Source organism: Acidovorax sp., from assembly GCF_022763525.1.
Lineage (GTDB): Bacteria > Pseudomonadota > Gammaproteobacteria > Burkholderiales > Burkholderiaceae_C > Acidovorax.
In genome coordinates this window covers 16,791-31,954 of the sequence record NZ_JALEGG010000139.1, presented here as the reverse complement: position 1 = coordinate 31,954, position 15,164 = coordinate 16,791, and the positions used below count along the sequence as shown (strand labels likewise).

The following is a 15,164-nucleotide window of genomic DNA, read 5'->3' as shown; positions in this document are numbered from 1 at the left end:
ATGGGGTCGGACGGGATGAGCACGCCATCGGGGATGGGGCCCGAGCCCGTGAGGCCGCTCTTGAGCACGGTTTGCAGCAGCACCCGGCCGTCCTTGCCGCGCAGGTAGCTTGCGGTCTGCGCTGGTGTCCAGCCCGCCACGAGCGCCGCCGCTGCCGCCGCGTCGGGCGCCAGGCCGTCGGCCACGGCCAGAGCCGCCAGCAAGGCGCCTGCCTGGGCGGCGTACCTGCTGGCCGGGTTGAGCGTGGGAATGGTCCCTGCGGGAAGATTGGTGGCCAGCGAAATGCCGGCACTGATGGGCAGCGCCTTGTGGAACAGGCCCGCAGCTGCCGGCGCGGTGAGCAGTGCCAGCACGTTGGTGGCGCCTGCGGACTGCCCCATCAGCGTGACGTTGGCCCGATCGCCGCCGAAGCGCCCGATGTTGTCCCGGATGAAGCGCAGCGCCTGAAGGTTGTCCAACAGCGCATAGTTGCCGCTGTAAGCTTGGCTGCCCGCATGCAGGGCCGGCAGCTGGAAGAAACCCAGCACGTCGAGCCGGTAGTTGGCGGTGACCACCACAGCGTTGGCCCGGCGCGCCAGCGCCGCGCCGTCGTACACCGGGTCGGCCGTGTAGCCCGAGATGCCGCTGCCGCCATGCAGGAACAGCAGCACGGGCAGGTTGTCTTGGGCGCTGGCCGGGCGCCAGATGTTCAGGGTCAGGCAATCTTCGCTGCCGACCGGGGTGCTCAGCGTCTTCCCGATGGTGTCGTCAAAGCGGTTGTTGGCGCCGGGGCCGTACAGCCGCCCCATCTGCAGGCAGGCATTGCCGAAGCGCGTGGCATCGCGCTCGCCCGTCCAGGCGGCGGGTTCGGCGGGCGGCTGCCAGCGCAGCTCCCCCACCGGCGCCTTGGCAAAGGGCACGCCCTTCCAGGCATAGGTGCCGGTGGTGGCGCTGTCGTCCGTCCCGCGCACCACGCCGTAGCGGGTTTCGCGCACCTGAGGCGGTGCGCTGTCCGAACCGCCGCAAGCCGTACCCATCACCGCGGCCAGCACGGCGGCGCCGAGGCGCAAGCGACTCTGAAAATCAGCCATGTCTTGTCTCCTTGTGGGTTTGAGAACCTGTTCAAAGTCTTTGCGGGGTCTCAGAAAGACTTTGAACAGGTTCTTTGGAATGGGTCGGACCTCAGCGAAGCGTCACACTTGCGGCAGGGCCAGACCTCGGCGACGATTGTGCGAACGCACCGCCATCGGCCCACTATCGCAACCGCGCCAAAACAGTGACTTCAGAACACCACCCTCGCGTTAACCCTGAGGACGCAGCCCGCCCATGACCCAGCGCACCAGCTCCGCCGCGTGGGTGCGCGGCATCGCCGACATGTTTGCCGCGGAGGGCCTACCCGCCGCCGAGCTGTGTTGCGAGGCCGGCATCGACCTGCCCTCGCTGCAGCAGCCACAGGCGCAATCCCGCGTCGACGTGGACCGCGTGAGCCGGCTGTGGGAAGTGGCGGCTGCACGCCACGGCCGCCCGGGCCTGGGCCTGGACCGTGATCTGGCCGCGCGCTACGGCAACGTGGACCTGGTGGGCTACGCGCTGGCGTCCGGCCCCAACCTGCTCGTGGGCTTTGAGCACCTGCAGCGACAAATGGCACTGATCTCGGATGCCACGCTGTTCGAGATGAAGCGCGACCCGCGCGGGCAAGGCTACTGGCTTGCGCTGAGCCACATCGGCGCCACCCGCCCCGTCCCACGCCAGCGCATCGAATTCGCCGTGCTGACGCTGCTCACGCTGTGCTGCTGGCTGACCCGGCGCGACCTGGCGCCCCTGGCCATGGAACTCACCACGCCGCCGCCCCCGGATGAAGAAGCGCGCTACCGCGCCGCCTTCGGCCTGCTGCCGCGCTTTGGCCAGGCCGCCAACCGCTTTTTGCTGTCCGATGCCGACCTGACCGCCCCCATCCCCACGCACAACCCCGGCTTGTGGGCGCTGCACGAGCGGCTGGTGGAGACCGAGCTGGACCAGCTGGGCCAGACGCTTGCCAGCGCCAAGGTCCGCACCGAGATCATGCGGGTGCTGCACCGGGGCGAGCCGCGCCGTGAGGACATTGCCGCACGCCTGAATCTGACCGACCGCACCTTGCAGCGGCGCCTGCATGCCGAATCCGTGAGCTACCAGCAGTTGCTGGACGACACCCGCCGCGAGCTCGCCCGCCAGTACCTGGCCGACACCCACCGCAGCTTGGCCGAGGTGGCCGACCTGCTGGGATTTGCCGATCAGAGCAACCTGTTTCGCGCCTGCAAGCGGTGGTTCGGCATGCCGCCTGGGCAGTACCGCGCGCGGGTTCAGCAGGCTGAGCCAGCGACTGCGCCCTGAAGCGCCGCAAGGCCCATGGCCCTCCAGTCCAGGGGGCATCGGGGCGTGCGAGACAATCAGCGCATGAATCAGCGCGCTGACGGCGACACCTTTTCAGACCTGGGCCTGGCCTGGAACCACGGGTTTGCGGCCCTGGGGCCGGACTTTTTCACCGAGCTGCGCCCCACACCCCTGCCTGCACCCCATTGGGTCGGCATGAGCAGCGCCGTGGCACAACTCATCGGCCTGGAGCCATCCCTGCTGCGCACCGACGAGGCCCTTCAGGCCTTCACCGGCAATACCTTGCTGCCGGGCTCCCAACCCCTGGCTACCGTGTACAGCGGACATCAGTTCGGCGTCTGGGCCGGGCAACTGGGCGATGGCCGCGCCATCCTGCTGGGCGAAACAACCCATGGCTGGGAAGTGCAACTCAAGGGGGCCGGGCGCACGCCGTACTCGCGCATGGGCGACGGGCGTGCGGTGCTGCGCTCCAGCATCCGTGAGTTTCTGTCCAGCGAAGCCATGCACGGGCTCGGCATACCTACCTCTCGTGCGCTGTGCATCACGGGCTCGCCAGCGCCGGTGCAACGCGAAACCGTGGAAACCGCATCGGTGGTCACCCGTGTGGCCCGCAGCTTCGTGCGCTTTGGTCATTTCGAGCACTTTGCAGCCCGTGATCTGGTGCCGCAGCTGCAAACCCTCGCCGACTATGTCATCGACCGGTATTACCCCGAATGCCGGGCCTCCGCGGACTTCGGCGGTAACGCCTATGCGGCCCTGCTGCAGGCCGTGAGCGAACGCACAGCCCGCTTGATGGCCCAGTGGCAGGCCGTCGGTTTTTGCCACGGTGTGATGAACACCGACAACATGAGCATCCTGGGGCTCACGATCGACTACGGTCCGTTCCAGTTTCTCGACGCCTTCGTGCCGGGCCATGTATGCAACCACAGCGACACGCAGGGCCGCTACGCCTACAACCGCCAACCCAACGTGGCCTATTGGAACCTGTTTTGTTTGGCGCAGGCGTTGCTGCCCCTGATCAAGGACCCTGAGCTGGCCAAGCAGGCCCTGGAGTCCTACAAATCCGTGTTTCCCGAAGCGTTCATGGACCGCATGCGTGCCAAGCTGGGGCTGACTGGCACCAGAGACAACGATGCAGAATTGATTGACGGGATCTTGCTGCTGCTGGCCCAGAACGGGGTGGACTACCCCATCTTCTGGCGCCGGCTTTCGTACGCCGTGGCCCGGCAGGACTTTGAGCCGGTTCGGGACCTGTTTGCCGATCGTGCAGCGTTCGACAATTGGTTGCTATCGTATTCAGAGCTGCTCGCGCTTGATATTCATGCGCCAGCGGCCGATTTGATGCTCAAAACCAACCCGAAGTTCGTGCTGCGCAACCACCTGGGCGAACAGGCGATCCGCGCCGCGAAACTTGGCGACTTCAGCGAAGTCCAAACCCTGCAGCGGCTGCTGGAACACCCGTTTGACGAACACCCGGGCCACGACGCCTACGCAGCCTTCCCGCCCGACTGGGCCTCCTCCATCGAGATCAGCTGTTCATCATGACCTTTCCCGTAGAGAAATCCGATGCCGAATGGCAAGCCGTGCTGCGTGAGAAGGGCGCAGAACCCGTGGCGTTCCAGGTCACGCGCCATGCTGCCACAGAGCGCCCCTTTACCGGCAAATACGAAGCCCACTGGGCGGATGGCAGCTACCACTGCGTCTGCTGTGGCGCCAAATTGTTCGATTCCGTGACTAAATTCGACGCTGGCTGTGGCTGGCCTAGCTTTTCCGAAGCTATCCCGGGCGCCATCACCGAGGTGGTGGACCGCAGCCACGGCATGGTCCGCACGGAGACGGTGTGTGCACAATGCGGGGCGCACCTGGGCCATGTCTTTGAAGACGGCCCCGCCCCCACGGGCTTGCGCTACTGCATGAACTCGGCGTCGCTGGATTTCGAATCCGGCCCGACCGAGCCCTGAGACCGATTCCTGACTCCATGAAAATTCTGATCGACTTCTTCCCCATCCTGCTGTTCTTTGGGGCCTACAAGCTGTATGGCATCTATGTCGGAACGGCAGTGCTCATGGGCGCCACCGTCGCACAGATGGCCCTGATCTACGCCATCGATCGAAGGCTGCAGACCATGCACAAGGTAACCCTGGTGCTGATCCTGCTCTTCGGCACCCTCACGCTGCTGCTGCAAGATGACCGCTTCATCAAGTGGAAGCCCACCGTGCTGTACGGCGCCATGTCCCTCGCATTAGCGGTGGCGGTGTGGGCCATGAAGAAGAACTTCCTCAAGATGCTGCTGGGCAGCCAACTGGCACTTCCGGAAGCCGTGTGGCACCGCCTGAACGTCGCCTGGATCATCTATTGCGCATTCATGTCGCTGATCAATGCCTACGTCGTGGTGAACTTCAGTACCGAAGCCTGGGTCGACTTCAAACTTTGGGGCTATGCATTTCCGCTCGTGTTCCTCGTCGCGCAGGGCATTTATGTAGCGCCGCACATCAAGAGCAGCGAAAGCGACGAAACGGCAGCTTGAGGGACCTATATCATGAGCACGATTGCCCGACAAATGCATGAGGTTCTCGCAAACCGGCTGGAACCCATTGCGCTGGAAGTACTGGACGAAAGCGCTGCCCATGCCGGCCATGCGGGGGCCAACGGCACGGGCTTCGGCACGCACTTCCGCGTCCGGATTTCGTCACCTTTGTTTACAGGCAAGCCTCGCGTTGCCCAACATCGCCTTGTGTATGATGCGCTGCAAGAATTTATGGACCGAGGCGTTCACGCGCTGGCCATTGAAGTTCTCTGAGCCGGCCCCGTCTCTTTGGCGTGTTGCCGGAACTCAGCTGGCACAAATCAGCCTAAAACAACCTCTCATCTTTTTGGATTCCGCATGAAGAAACAGCTCCTGTCCGGCCTCGTGGCCGCTGCCGTGCTGGGCACGTTGGCCCTGCCCGCTTCCGCCCAGAACGTCGCCATCGTCAACGGCAAGGCCGTGCCGAAAGAGCGCGTCGAGGCGCTCAAGCAGCAGGTGGAACGCTCCGGCCGCCCCGTGACGCCGGACCTCGAAGGCCAGATCAAGGAAGAAGTGATCGCGCGCGAGATCTTCATGCAGGAAGCCCAGAAGCGCGGCCTCGAAGGCTCTGCGGATTACAAGGCCCAGATGGAGTTGGCCCGCCAGACCATCCTGATCCGCGAATTGTTCGCCGACTACCAAAAGAACAACCCCGTGACGGATGCCGAGATCAAGGCTGAGTACGACAAGTTTGTGGCGGCCAACAGTGGCAAGGAATACAAGGCGAGCCACATCCTGGTCGAAAAGGAATCTGAAGCCAAGGCCATCATTGCCTCCATCAAAAAAGGCGCCAAGTTCGAGGACATCGCCAAGAAGCAGTCCAAGGATCCAGGCTCCGGTGCCAAGGGCGGTGATCTGGACTGGGCCAATCCTTCCAGCTACGTGAGCGAGTTCACCGAGGCGCTGGTCAAGCTCGAAAAGGGCAAGATGACCGACACCCCCGTGAAGAGCCAATTTGGCTGGCACGTGATCCGTCTGGACGACGTCCGCCAGGCCGAGCTACCCAAGCTGGAAGAGGTCAAGCCCCAGGTGGCACAGCAGCTGCAGCAACAAAAGCTGGCCAAGTTCCAGGAAGAGCTGCGCACCAAGGCCAAGGTCGAATAACGACTGTGGAGATTGCAGAAAGCGCCTTCCATGGGCGCTCTGCATCGGTGAAAACGCGGCCCAGGCCGCGTTTTTTTCTGTCTGCTCACCGACGGTCGACGGCTCCGATCAGGGGTAACCGCAGTGCCAGAGCCCCCAGCCGCCGGTTCGTTCAAGTACGCATCCAGACCACGCCAGCCAAAATCGCCAGCATCACCGGCTGATGCAGCATGTAGTAGCTCAGGCTCCACCGCCCGAGACCCGCCAGCAGAGCCCCTCCCGCAGGCAACTGCCATTGCAAAAGGCTGGGACGATGCGCCAGTAACCATTGCCCGCTGGCCAGCCCCCACCACATGACGCCCAACCAGGGGAATACGGGAACATAGTCCTCGGTGTAGGGCTTGCGTGCGACCAGGCCCAGCCAGTTCAAGGCCCGGCTGTTGAACCAAGGGGCCAGCTCGGCCAGCGCACCGGCACCGGATAACAAATAGTGCGCCAGAGGGGGCAACAACACGGCAACCAGTCCCGCCAGCCAGAGCCAACGGCCCCAGCCCGCCGTACACCGTGCAATGACGAGCATGACCGCCATGCCATGCAGCACGCCGAAGTAAATGAAGCTCCGCGGGAACATGATTGCAGAGCCCAGCGTGACCAGCAAGGCGCACAAAGCAATCTGCCCCCACCGCCGGCCAAACCGCGGCCAGCCCTGCCCTTGGTGCAACGCGATAGCCTGCCCCAGCCCGGCGCAAAAAAGAAAAAGGCTGACGATGCCGGTGCGCTGCAGAGTCCAGAACGGATCGGTACGAAAGTCCTGCGGCCAAAACCCCAAATGGCTCAGGTCAAAGCAAAAGTGAAAGACCGTCATCCACACCATGGCAAGACCCCGCAAGGCATCTACCACGTCATAACGGCGCGAGATGGGGGCTGTGGTGGTGGCAAAAGAAGGCATCGCACGGATCATGGCTTTGCGCTGAGATGGCATGGGCGACGGTGGCAAGAGTCTGTAGCGACAGGGACCAATGTATCCCGCCGAATTCGACGGAATCTACCGCAACCATTGCATACGGGCACTCTACGGGCTTACGCACCAGCCGCGGCGGAAATGAAAAAGGCCCTGCAGCAGATGCTGCAGGGCCTTCAAACATTGGTCGGAGCGGCGGGATTCGAACTCGCGACCCTCTGCTCCCAAAGCAGATGCGCTACCAGGCTGCGCTACGCTCCGACAGCTCGTATTCTAACCCGGCAAATTGCTTGTTTTAGTCAAATGGCGTGCTTTTTGTGATTTTTTGAAAAGCAATCCACAAGGGGGCCTATGGGAATCAGCCATGCCGTTCGCTTCGGGCAGCGAATCCAAGAACGACGAGAAAACACTTGATGAGCTCACTGCCCACGGCAGCTCGCCCACAAAAATGGGAATCAGCGGTTGCCCGAGGGGCCTGGGCCCCGGCCTGCGAGATGGCGGAAGGTGATGCGACCCTTCGTCAAGTCATAGGGGGACATTTCAAGCGACACCTTGTCGCCCGCAAGGATACGGATGTGGTGCTTGCGCATCTTGCCGCCGGTATAGGCAATCAGTTGGTGTCCGTTGTCCAGCGTCACGCGAAAACGCGAATCGGGCAAGACTTCCGTCACGGAGCCTTGCATTTCAATGAGTTCTTCTTTGGCCATGTTCTATCTTCTCAATACAAATATTCTGTGATCGGCGCCTGATACTGTGGCATTCCCACGGCAGCTACGGCGCGGCGTGCTTGACGCGTGGTGCATTGGCGGGGCGTGGGAATCGCTGCACCAGGGCGCAGATCAGGCAGAGGGCCGCGGAGACGGCTTCAATGGACAGGCAAAGCGCTGTGCAAAGCCTGTCAATTGTACCGCGATGCGGGGCCGCGCACTCAAGGCGCCTCTGCGGTGGCGTGGTGCGTGCGCCTGGGGCGTGCTGAACCGGGTTTTGGCGCCTCCTCATCCCGGCCCTGTACGACCACCGCCAGCGTGCGCACCAGATCGGTCTGGGTGATGACGCCACACAGCCTGGACTCGTTGTCGACGATCGGAATATGGTGATGGCCACCATGGGAGAACAAGGGTACGAGATCCATCGCATGCTGCCCAATGTGAGCCACCTGGACGGGATGGGACATGATTTCATGCACTGCAGCAGGCTGGCCGCTGCGACCCATGACCAGTGCGCGCAAGCGTTGACCCAAGCCTTCGTGGACATCCAGGTTGGCCAGGCGCATGAAATCCGCCACCGTCACGATTCCTACCACCAGCTGCTGCCCGTCGACCACCGGCAGGGCTTTGATCTGGGCGCTGCGCATCAGTGCCCAGGCATCCTTGAGCGAGGCGCCAGGGCCGACCGCCAATGGCGGGCTGGACATGATGTCCGCGCAGCGCACCTCGCCCAACGTCCGCTGGAACGCCGCCCGCCCCGCAAGATGCAACAGCCCCTCCAGATCCGCCCGGCTCACGTCCAGCACCTGGTTGTAATGGGCCAACGCCACATCGACATCCGAAGCCGTGAAGGCGCCCTGGGCCGCTGCGGCGGGGCGCCCCATGCGCTGCGGGTGGGGATACTGGCGCCCGGTGAGGCTGTTGTAGAGCATGCCCGCCGCCAGCAGCACCACCACATTGAACAAAATCGGGAATGCAGCCAGGTGCCAGCCATCGCCCGCCGTCAACACCACATACAGCGCCATCGCGCCGCCGGGCGGGTGCAGGCAGCGCAGGGGCACCATCAGCGCAATGGCAGAACCCACCGCGAGCGCACCAGCCAACGCGGGATCCGGCACCAACGCCGAACACACGGCGCCGACCAGCGCCGACAAAGTGCTGCCTCCCAGCACCGGCCAGGGCTGGGCCAGCGGGCTGGAGGGCATGCCAAACACCAGCACCGCGCTGGCCCCCAGCGACGCCACCATCCATGGCCCCGATGCCGCCGGCCCGGCCCACCATCGGCTGAGCCAGGCCGTGAGCAGCACGCCAATCACCGCGCCCACGATGAAACGCAGGCGCTCCCGCCCGTCGATGCCCAAGGGTGCGGGCCAGAAGTTGCGCGCCCAGCGCGCGAAGGGCACGAATGCGGACCGATCTTTGCCGCCCGCGACGGAAACGGAAGACACGGTGCGAGGGGATTCAGGCGGTGGCATGACGTAGCGGACAGACTGCCGCCACCCAGATCAACAAGACGGCGCAGCGACAAGCAGAACAGGGCTTGCATTTTGCATGCCTGCCCTCATCGGCGTGCGCGTGGGGGCAATGCCAAGACAGGCAGCTTGCGCCAAGAAGCTTCTGCGGTACGGGTAAGCCATAGGTATTCACCAGAAAAACCTTGCGGTAAATTGCTTTAAGCCTAAACAAAGGAGCCCACCCAATGACCACTCGCCGACTCGTCCTCAGCCGCAGCGCCGCTTTTGTAGGGGCCGCATCCTCGGGCCTGCTGCTGCCCTCCATCGTGCGGGCGCAAAGCGGCAAGGTGCGCGTCGGTTTCATGCTGCCTTACACTGGCACGTTTGCCCAGTTGGGCGTGGCCATCGAGAACGGCGTGCGCTTGGCGATCGACCAGCAGGGCGGCAAGCTTGGCGGGCGCGAGATCGAATGGTTCAAGGTGGACGACGAGTCTGAGCCCAGCAAGGGCGTGGAAAACGCCAGCAAGCTGGTGCAGCGCGACAAGGTGGATGTACTGATCGGCACGGTGCATTCCGGGGTGCAGATGGGCATCCAGAAGGTGGCGCGCGACACCGGCGTGCTCAACCTCATCCCCAACGCCGGCGTGCATGCCGCCACCCGCGCCCTGTGCGCGCCCAACGTGTTCCGCACCTCTTTCTCCAATTCGCAGCCTACGCTCGCGCTGGGCAAGGCCATGGTCGAGAAGGGCCACAAGAAGGCCGTGTGGATCACCTGGAAGTACGCGGCCGGCGACGAGGCCTTCGAGGGCTTCAAGCAAAGCTACACCGCGGCTGGCGGCACCATCGTGAAGGAACTGGGCCTGCCCTTCCCCAACGTCGAATTCCAGGCGTTGCTGACCGAGATCGCCTCGCTCAAGCCGGACGCCGTGGCCTGCTTCTTTGCCGGCGGCGGCGCGGCCAAGTTCATCCGCGACTACGCAGCCGCGGGCTTCAAGGACAAGATTCCGCTGTATGGCTCGGGCTTCCTCACCGAAGGCGTGCTGGACGCTGCCGGCCCTGCGGCCGACGGCATCATCACCACCATGCACTACAGCGACTCGCTGGACACGCCGCGCAACAAGCAGTTCCGCCTGGAATACGCCAAGGCCTTCCGCAGCCAGCCCGATGTGTACGCGGTACAGGGCTACGACACCGGCCTGCTGCTGGTGCAGGGCGCCAACGCCGTCAAGGGCGACCTGTCCGCCAAGGCTGCCGTCATCAAGGCGATGGAAAGCGCCACCATCGACAGCCCGCGCGGCAAGTGGACGATGAGCAAGTCACACAACCCCGTGCAGGACATCTACCTGCGCCGCGTGGAGAACAAGGAAAACAAGGTGATCGGCGTGGCCGCCAAGGCCTTGGCCGACAGCGGCGCCGGTTGCAGGATGGGATAACACCCCACTGAGGCGCTGCGCGCCTTCCCCCCGCTCTCGCAGCGCTGCGCGCAGCGGGCAGGGGGCGCAGCCCTCGCTGCGGGGCGGCCCTTGATCGGCTGCCTTCAATGGAGCCGCGTCAGTTACCAACTCCACGGGTACATCGCCCGCACAAAGCTCCTTTCACCAGTGGGTACCAGCCACATCGGCAGGCCGCCAACATCACCACATTCATGGACTTCGCCACCTTCCTGATCCAGTTGCTCAACAGCGTGCAATATGGCCTGCTGCTGTTCATGCTGGCGGCCGGGCTCACGCTGATCTTCGGCATCATGGGCGTGGTCAACTTGGCGCACGGCAGCTTCTACATGCTGGGGGCTTACCTCGCATATTCGCTGTCGGGGCATTTCGGCAGTCTGGCGCTGGCCATTCTGGGCGGTGCACTGCTGTCGGTGGTGTTCGGCCTAGCGCTCGAATGGCTGCTCTTCCGCCACTTCTACCACCGCGACCATTTGGACCAAGTGCTGCTGACCTTCGGCCTCATCTATATCTTCGAGGAGCTGCGCTCCATCCTGTGGGGCGACGATGTACATGGCGTACCCATCCCCCAGATGCTGGACTGGTCCATTCCGCTCACCGACACCCTCTCGTACCCGGTCTACCGCCTGTTCATTTCAGGCGTGTGCATCGTGCTGGCTGTGGCGCTGTACCTGCTGATCTCCAAGACCCGGCTGGGCATGAAGATCCGCGCTGGCGCATTCAACCGCAGCATGGCCGAATCGCTGGGCGTGAACATCAAGCTCATCCATGCCGTGGTGTTCGCGCTCGGCGTGGGCTTGGCCGCCGTCGCGGGCATGGTGGCCGCGCCGGTCTCCAGCGTCTACCCCAACATGGGCTCGTCGGTGCTCATCATGTGCTTCGTGGTGGTGGTGATCGGTGGCATCGGATCGGTGCGCGGCGCGCTCATCGCGGCGCTGCTGGTGGGGTTCGTGGACACCTTCGGCAAGGTGCTCCTTCCGTCCGTGGCCGGGATGCTGGTGTACATGCTGATGGCGGCGGTGCTGCTGTGGAAGCCGGAAGGACTTTTCAAACAATGAGCACGCCCCGCTCCAACCTCGAAGTACTGCCCAGAAGCGCGCAGCTGGTCCTCGTGCTGGGCCTCGTGGCGCTGCTGGCGTTCCCGTTCGTGGGCAGCGACTTCTACGTGCAGATGGTCACGCGCATGATGATCATGGCCATCTTCGCGATGAGCCTCGATCTGCTGCAGGGCGTGACCGGGCTGGTGTCGCTGGGCCATGCGGCCTACTTCGGCGTGGCCGGCTATGCGCTGGCCTTCCTCACGCCCGCTGACGCGCCGGTGAGCCTGTGGTGGACGCTGCCGCTAGCCGTCGCGGGTGCGGGCCTGGCGGCGCTCGTCATCGGCTTCTTCGTGGTGCGCACGCACGGTATCTACTTCATCATGGTCACCATGGCGTTCGCGCAGATGGTGTTCTACCTGTTCTTCGACAACAAGGCGCTGGGCGGCTCGGACGGCCTGTACATCAACTTCCGCCCCGATGCCTCCGTCTTCGGCTGGCTGCCGTTCGACCTGGAGGGGCGCAGGACCTTCTACTACTTCACGCTCGCGCTGGTGGTCATCGTGTATGCGCTGCTGCGCAGGCTGCTATGGAGCCCGCTGGGCCGGGCGCTGGCGGGCATCCGCATCAACGAACACCGCATGCGCGCCATGGGTTTCGGCACGCAGGGCTACAAGCTCACCGCCTTTATGCTGGCGGGCGCGCTGGCGGGGCTGGCCGGTTACCTGTGGGGTGCGCAGACCGGCTATGTGAACCCCGAGCTCATGGGCTTTCACATGAGCGCACACGCGATCATGATGGTCATCCTGGGCGGCATGGGCAACTTTGCAGGCGCCATCGTGGGCGCGTTCGCTTTCGAATATCTGCTGCATGTGTTCAAGGACATCACCAAGCATTGGCAATTGCTGATGGGCGGGTTCATCGTGCTGGTGGTGGTGGCCGCGCCGCGCGGGCTGCTGGGCATGCTGGGGCAGCGCCGGACTGGCAAAGCGCAGGAGGACTCTCACCATGGCTGACGCCCTCCTCTCTGCCCGCCAGCTCACCAAGCGCTTCGGCGGTCTGGCCGCCGTCAATGGCGTTTCTGTGGACCTCTGGCGCGGCCAGATCCATGCCGTGATCGGCCCCAACGGCGCGGGCAAATCCACCCTGACCAACCTGCTCTCGGGCGACCTGCCGCCCACCTCGGGCACCGTGCTGCTGGGCGGCACCGACGTGACAGGCTGGGCTCCTGAGCGCATCTCGCGCCAGGGCCTGGGCCGCAGCTACCAGAAGACCAACATCTTTCTGCCACTCACAGTGCACGAAAACGTGCGCCTGGCCGCGCAGTCGCGCGACCCGCAGCAGCCCTGGAACCCCCTGCGCTGGTGGCAGGACACGCGCACAGCCACTATCAAAAACAGAGCTATCAACGCCCGCCTGGAAAGCGCCATCGAGCTTTCTGGCCTGCAAAACCGCCGCTCGGCCATTGCCGGAGCCATGAGCCACGGGGAGCAGCGCCAGCTCGAGATCGCCATGACCCTGGCCACCGAACCCCAGGTGCTGCTGCTCGACGAACCCCTGGCCGGCATGGGCGTGGCGGAGGCCGAGCGCATGGTCGAGCTGCTGCAGCGCCTGAAGCCCGCGCACGCCATCATGCTGGTGGAGCACGACATGGACGCGGTGTTCGCGCTGGCCGACCGGCTCACGGTGATGGTCAACGGCGAAGTCATCGCCCACGGCACCCCCGCCGAGGTGCGCGCCGACACCGGCGTGCAAGCCGCCTATCTGGGCGAGGACCACTGAGGTCACTGAGATGAGTAACGCCCCCTGGATCGATGCCCGCGGCATCCACACCTTCTACGGCCCAAGCCACATCCTGCACGGCGTGGACTTCCGTGTGGGCCGCGGCGAAACCATCGGCCTCATGGGCCGCAACGGCATGGGCAAGAGCACGCTGCTTAAGTCGCTGATGGGCCTCGTCCCGCCGCGCTCGGGCAGCGTGACCGTGGCCGGGCGCGACATGACCGGGCGCCCACCCTACGAGGTGGCACGCCTGGGTATCGCCTACGTGCCCGAAGGGCGCGGCATCTTCGGCAACCTGAGCGTGGTCGAGAACCTGCAGATGGCCGCCCGGGCCGGCACGCGCGGCCAGCGCGACTGGACTTACGAGCGCGTGCTGGAGACCTTCCCGCGCCTGAAGGAGCGCCTCTCCCACGGCGGCCAGCAGCTCAGCGGTGGCGAGCAGCAGATGCTGACCATCGGCCGCGCACTCATGACCAACCCCGACGTGCTCATCCTCGACGAAGCCACCGAAGGCCTGGCACCGCTGATCGCGCGCGAGATCTGGCGCATCTGCAGCCTCATCAAGGACAGCGGCATCAGCAGCGTGATCGTGGACAAGAACTGGAGACACGTCACGCAGATCACCGACCGCAACGTGATCCTGGTCAAGGGCCAGGTGGTGTTTGAGGGCAGTTCGGACGCGCTGCACGCGCAGCCAGCACTGCTGGAGCAGTACCTGGGCGTTTGACCGCCGCGGCTTGCCCCGATGGGGGAGCGCTTCGCATTGCCTCTTGAGCCAGCATCCCACAAGGTTCAGCCTGAACAGATATTCAAGCGCTCACATCCCCAACCCGTAGCTGCGCCAGCGCGCCCGTAGAATGACCCGCTCCCTCCCACCAAGGAAGCCCATCCCGTGTCTGACCGCCTCGCCGTTCTTCCGCAGTATCTTCTTCCCAAGCAGGCGCTGACGTCTCTTGCAGGCAAGTTCGCATCGGCCCAGCTCGGCGGCCTGACCACGGCGGCCATCCGCCGTTTTGTCGCGCGCTACCACGTGAACATGGCCGAGGCCGCCAACCCCGACATCGGCAGCTACGCCACGTTTAACGACTTCTTCACGCGGGCGCTGAAGGACGGTGCCCGCCCGCTGGCCGATGCCGACCTGATCTGCCCGGTGGATGGCGCCATCAGCCAGTTCGGCCCCATCGCGAAGGACCAAGTGTTCCAGGCCAAGGGGCACTCCTACTCCACCACGGCGCTGGTCGGCGGCGACGCATCCTTGGGCGCGCGTTTCGAGAACGGCCATTTCGCCACGCTGTACCTGAGCCCGCGCGACTACCACCGCATCCACATGCCTTGCGCGGGCGATCTCACGCGCATGGTGCATGTGCCAGGCGACCTGTTTTCGGTGAACCCCACCACGGCACGCGGCGTGCCCGGGCTGTTTGCGCGCAACGAGCGCGTGGTGTGCTTTTTTGAATCGGCCCAGGGCCCGTTTGTGCTGGTGCTGGTGGGCGCCACCATCGTGGGCAGCATGGCCACCGTGTGGCACGGCCAGGTGAACCCGCCGCGCCCCGGCACGCTGCGCCAGTGGGACTACGCACCAGGCCAGGTCAGCCTGCAAAAGGGCGAAGAGATGGGGCGCTTTCTGCTGGGCTCCACTGTGGTGATGCTGTTCCCAAAGGGGCCGCTGCAGTTCAACCCCCAGTGGGCGCCCGCACGGCCCATTCAGCTGGGTGAGGCGATGGCACAGCGGGCGGCTGGCTGACGGGAGAGCTGGCTACCGGGTTGCCCGGCC

At 64.6% G+C, this 15,164-nt stretch carries 16 protein-coding genes and 1 tRNA gene; 12 read left to right on the top strand and 5 right to left on the bottom strand.

The annotated features are described in order from the left end of the window. A partial coding sequence (locus MRY84_RS10785; protein WP_291505731.1) for a carboxylesterase family protein occupies positions 1–1,016 on the bottom strand: 1,016 nt, incomplete at its 3' end. Positions 1,017–1,305: 289 nt separating this feature from the next. Between MRY84_RS10785 and MRY84_RS10780 the strand changes: the two genes are divergently transcribed. The 6 genes from MRY84_RS10780 to MRY84_RS10755 all read left to right on the top strand — a co-directional run bounded on the left by MRY84_RS10780 (position 1,306) and on the right by MRY84_RS10755 (position 6,019). Next, a complete protein-coding gene (locus tag MRY84_RS10780) occupies positions 1,306–2,349 on the top strand; it encodes an AraC family transcriptional regulator (RefSeq protein WP_291505729.1) in 1,044 nt (347 codons plus the stop codon). A 63-nt stretch (positions 2,350–2,412) separates the two neighbouring features. Continuing rightward, positions 2,413–3,894, top strand: a complete 1,482-nt coding sequence (locus MRY84_RS10775) for a protein adenylyltransferase SelO (protein WP_291505728.1) — start codon at positions 2,413–2,415, stop codon at positions 3,892–3,894. Then, a complete protein-coding gene (msrB, locus tag MRY84_RS10770) occupies positions 3,891–4,310 on the top strand; it encodes a peptide-methionine (R)-S-oxide reductase MsrB (RefSeq protein WP_291505727.1) in 420 nt (139 codons plus the stop codon). The genes MRY84_RS10775 and msrB overlap by 4 nt, the downstream gene beginning before the upstream one ends. Before the next feature lie 17 nt (positions 4,311–4,327). Further along, a complete protein-coding gene (locus tag MRY84_RS10765) occupies positions 4,328–4,876 on the top strand; it encodes a septation protein A (protein WP_291505726.1) in 549 nt (182 codons plus the stop codon). Between the two features lie 12 nt (positions 4,877–4,888). Continuing rightward, entirely contained in the window at positions 4,889–5,149 is a 261-nt protein-coding gene (locus tag MRY84_RS10760) for a BolA family protein (RefSeq protein ID WP_291505725.1), read from the top strand. Between the two features lie 84 nt (positions 5,150–5,233). Next, a complete protein-coding gene (locus MRY84_RS10755; RefSeq protein WP_291505724.1) occupies positions 5,234–6,019 on the top strand; it encodes a peptidylprolyl isomerase in 786 nt (261 codons plus the stop codon). A 151-nt stretch (positions 6,020–6,170) separates the two neighbouring features. Here MRY84_RS10755 and MRY84_RS10750 read toward each other — a convergent pair whose 3' ends face one another. The 4 genes from MRY84_RS10750 to MRY84_RS10735 form a co-directional block, all read right to left on the bottom strand. After that, positions 6,171–6,947, bottom strand: a complete 777-nt coding sequence (locus tag MRY84_RS10750) for a heparan-alpha-glucosaminide N-acetyltransferase (protein WP_291505730.1) — start codon at positions 6,945–6,947, stop codon at positions 6,171–6,173. A 196-nt stretch (positions 6,948–7,143) separates the two neighbouring features. Beyond that, positions 7,144–7,220 (bottom strand) — tRNA-Pro (locus tag MRY84_RS10745). A 194-nt stretch (positions 7,221–7,414) separates the two neighbouring features. Beyond that, the gene (gene infA, locus MRY84_RS10740; protein WP_291505723.1) at positions 7,415–7,666 is read right to left on the bottom strand and encodes a translation initiation factor IF-1; all 252 of its coding nucleotides are present in this window, start codon (positions 7,664–7,666) and stop codon (positions 7,415–7,417) included. Between the two features lie 221 nt (positions 7,667–7,887). Further along, positions 7,888–9,114 carry an HPP family protein gene (locus MRY84_RS10735; protein WP_291505722.1) on the bottom strand — a complete coding sequence of 409 codons (1,227 nt, stop codon included), beginning with the start codon at positions 9,112–9,114 and terminating at the stop codon, positions 7,888–7,890. 251 nt (positions 9,115–9,365) lie between these two features. On the opposite strand from MRY84_RS10735, the gene MRY84_RS10730 reads away from it, so the two are divergent. From MRY84_RS10730 to asd, 6 genes are all read left to right on the top strand, one after another. Further along, a complete protein-coding gene (locus MRY84_RS10730; RefSeq protein WP_291505721.1) occupies positions 9,366–10,553 on the top strand; it encodes an ABC transporter substrate-binding protein in 1,188 nt (395 codons plus the stop codon). 212 nt (positions 10,554–10,765) lie between these two features. Next, positions 10,766–11,629, top strand: a complete 864-nt coding sequence (locus tag MRY84_RS10725; RefSeq protein ID WP_291505720.1) for a branched-chain amino acid ABC transporter permease — start codon at positions 10,766–10,768, stop codon at positions 11,627–11,629. Continuing rightward, entirely contained in the window at positions 11,626–12,624 is a 999-nt protein-coding gene (locus MRY84_RS10720) for a branched-chain amino acid ABC transporter permease (RefSeq protein ID WP_291505719.1), read from the top strand. Before MRY84_RS10725 ends, MRY84_RS10720 begins: the two co-directional genes overlap by 4 nt. After that, entirely contained in the window at positions 12,617–13,390 is a 774-nt protein-coding gene (locus MRY84_RS10715) for an ABC transporter ATP-binding protein (RefSeq protein WP_291505718.1), read from the top strand. Before MRY84_RS10720 ends, MRY84_RS10715 begins: the two co-directional genes overlap by 8 nt. 10 nt (positions 13,391–13,400) lie before the next feature. Continuing rightward, the gene (locus tag MRY84_RS10710; RefSeq protein WP_291505717.1) at positions 13,401–14,117 is read left to right on the top strand and encodes an ABC transporter ATP-binding protein; all 717 of its coding nucleotides are present in this window, start codon (positions 13,401–13,403) and stop codon (positions 14,115–14,117) included. A gap of 165 nt (positions 14,118–14,282) precedes the next feature. Next, on the top strand, positions 14,283–15,134 hold the full coding sequence (gene asd, locus MRY84_RS10705; RefSeq protein WP_291505716.1) for an archaetidylserine decarboxylase: 852 nt from the start codon (positions 14,283–14,285) through the stop codon (positions 15,132–15,134). Positions 15,135–15,164 lie beyond the last annotated feature (30 nt).

What these genes read in the sequence shown, in the direction of transcription:
- MRY84_RS10780 (WP_291505729.1), top strand. Translation starts at nt 1,306, where the DNA reads ATGACCCAGCGCACCAGCTCCGCCGCGTGGGTGCGCGGCATCGCCGAC.
- MRY84_RS10775 (WP_291505728.1), top strand. Translation starts at nt 2,413, where the DNA reads ATGAATCAGCGCGCTGACGGCGACACCTTTTCAGACCTGGGCCTGGCC.
- msrB (WP_291505727.1), top strand. Translation starts at nt 3,891, where the DNA reads ATGACCTTTCCCGTAGAGAAATCCGATGCCGAATGGCAAGCCGTGCTG.
- MRY84_RS10765 (WP_291505726.1), top strand. Translation starts at nt 4,328, where the DNA reads ATGAAAATTCTGATCGACTTCTTCCCCATCCTGCTGTTCTTTGGGGCC.
- MRY84_RS10760 (WP_291505725.1), top strand. Translation starts at nt 4,889, where the DNA reads ATGAGCACGATTGCCCGACAAATGCATGAGGTTCTCGCAAACCGGCTG.
- MRY84_RS10755 (WP_291505724.1), top strand. Translation starts at nt 5,234, where the DNA reads ATGAAGAAACAGCTCCTGTCCGGCCTCGTGGCCGCTGCCGTGCTGGGC.
- MRY84_RS10750 (WP_291505730.1), bottom strand. Translation starts at nt 6,947, where the DNA reads ATGCCTTCTTTTGCCACCACCACAGCCCCCATCTCGCGCCGTTATGAC.
- infA (WP_291505723.1), bottom strand. Translation starts at nt 7,666, where the DNA reads ATGGCCAAAGAAGAACTCATTGAAATGCAAGGCTCCGTGACGGAAGTC.
- MRY84_RS10730 (WP_291505721.1), top strand. Translation starts at nt 9,366, where the DNA reads ATGACCACTCGCCGACTCGTCCTCAGCCGCAGCGCCGCTTTTGTAGGG.
- MRY84_RS10725 (WP_291505720.1), top strand. Translation starts at nt 10,766, where the DNA reads ATGGACTTCGCCACCTTCCTGATCCAGTTGCTCAACAGCGTGCAATAT.
- MRY84_RS10720 (WP_291505719.1), top strand. Translation starts at nt 11,626, where the DNA reads ATGAGCACGCCCCGCTCCAACCTCGAAGTACTGCCCAGAAGCGCGCAG.
- MRY84_RS10715 (WP_291505718.1), top strand. Translation starts at nt 12,617, where the DNA reads ATGGCTGACGCCCTCCTCTCTGCCCGCCAGCTCACCAAGCGCTTCGGC.
- MRY84_RS10710 (WP_291505717.1), top strand. Translation starts at nt 13,401, where the DNA reads ATGAGTAACGCCCCCTGGATCGATGCCCGCGGCATCCACACCTTCTAC.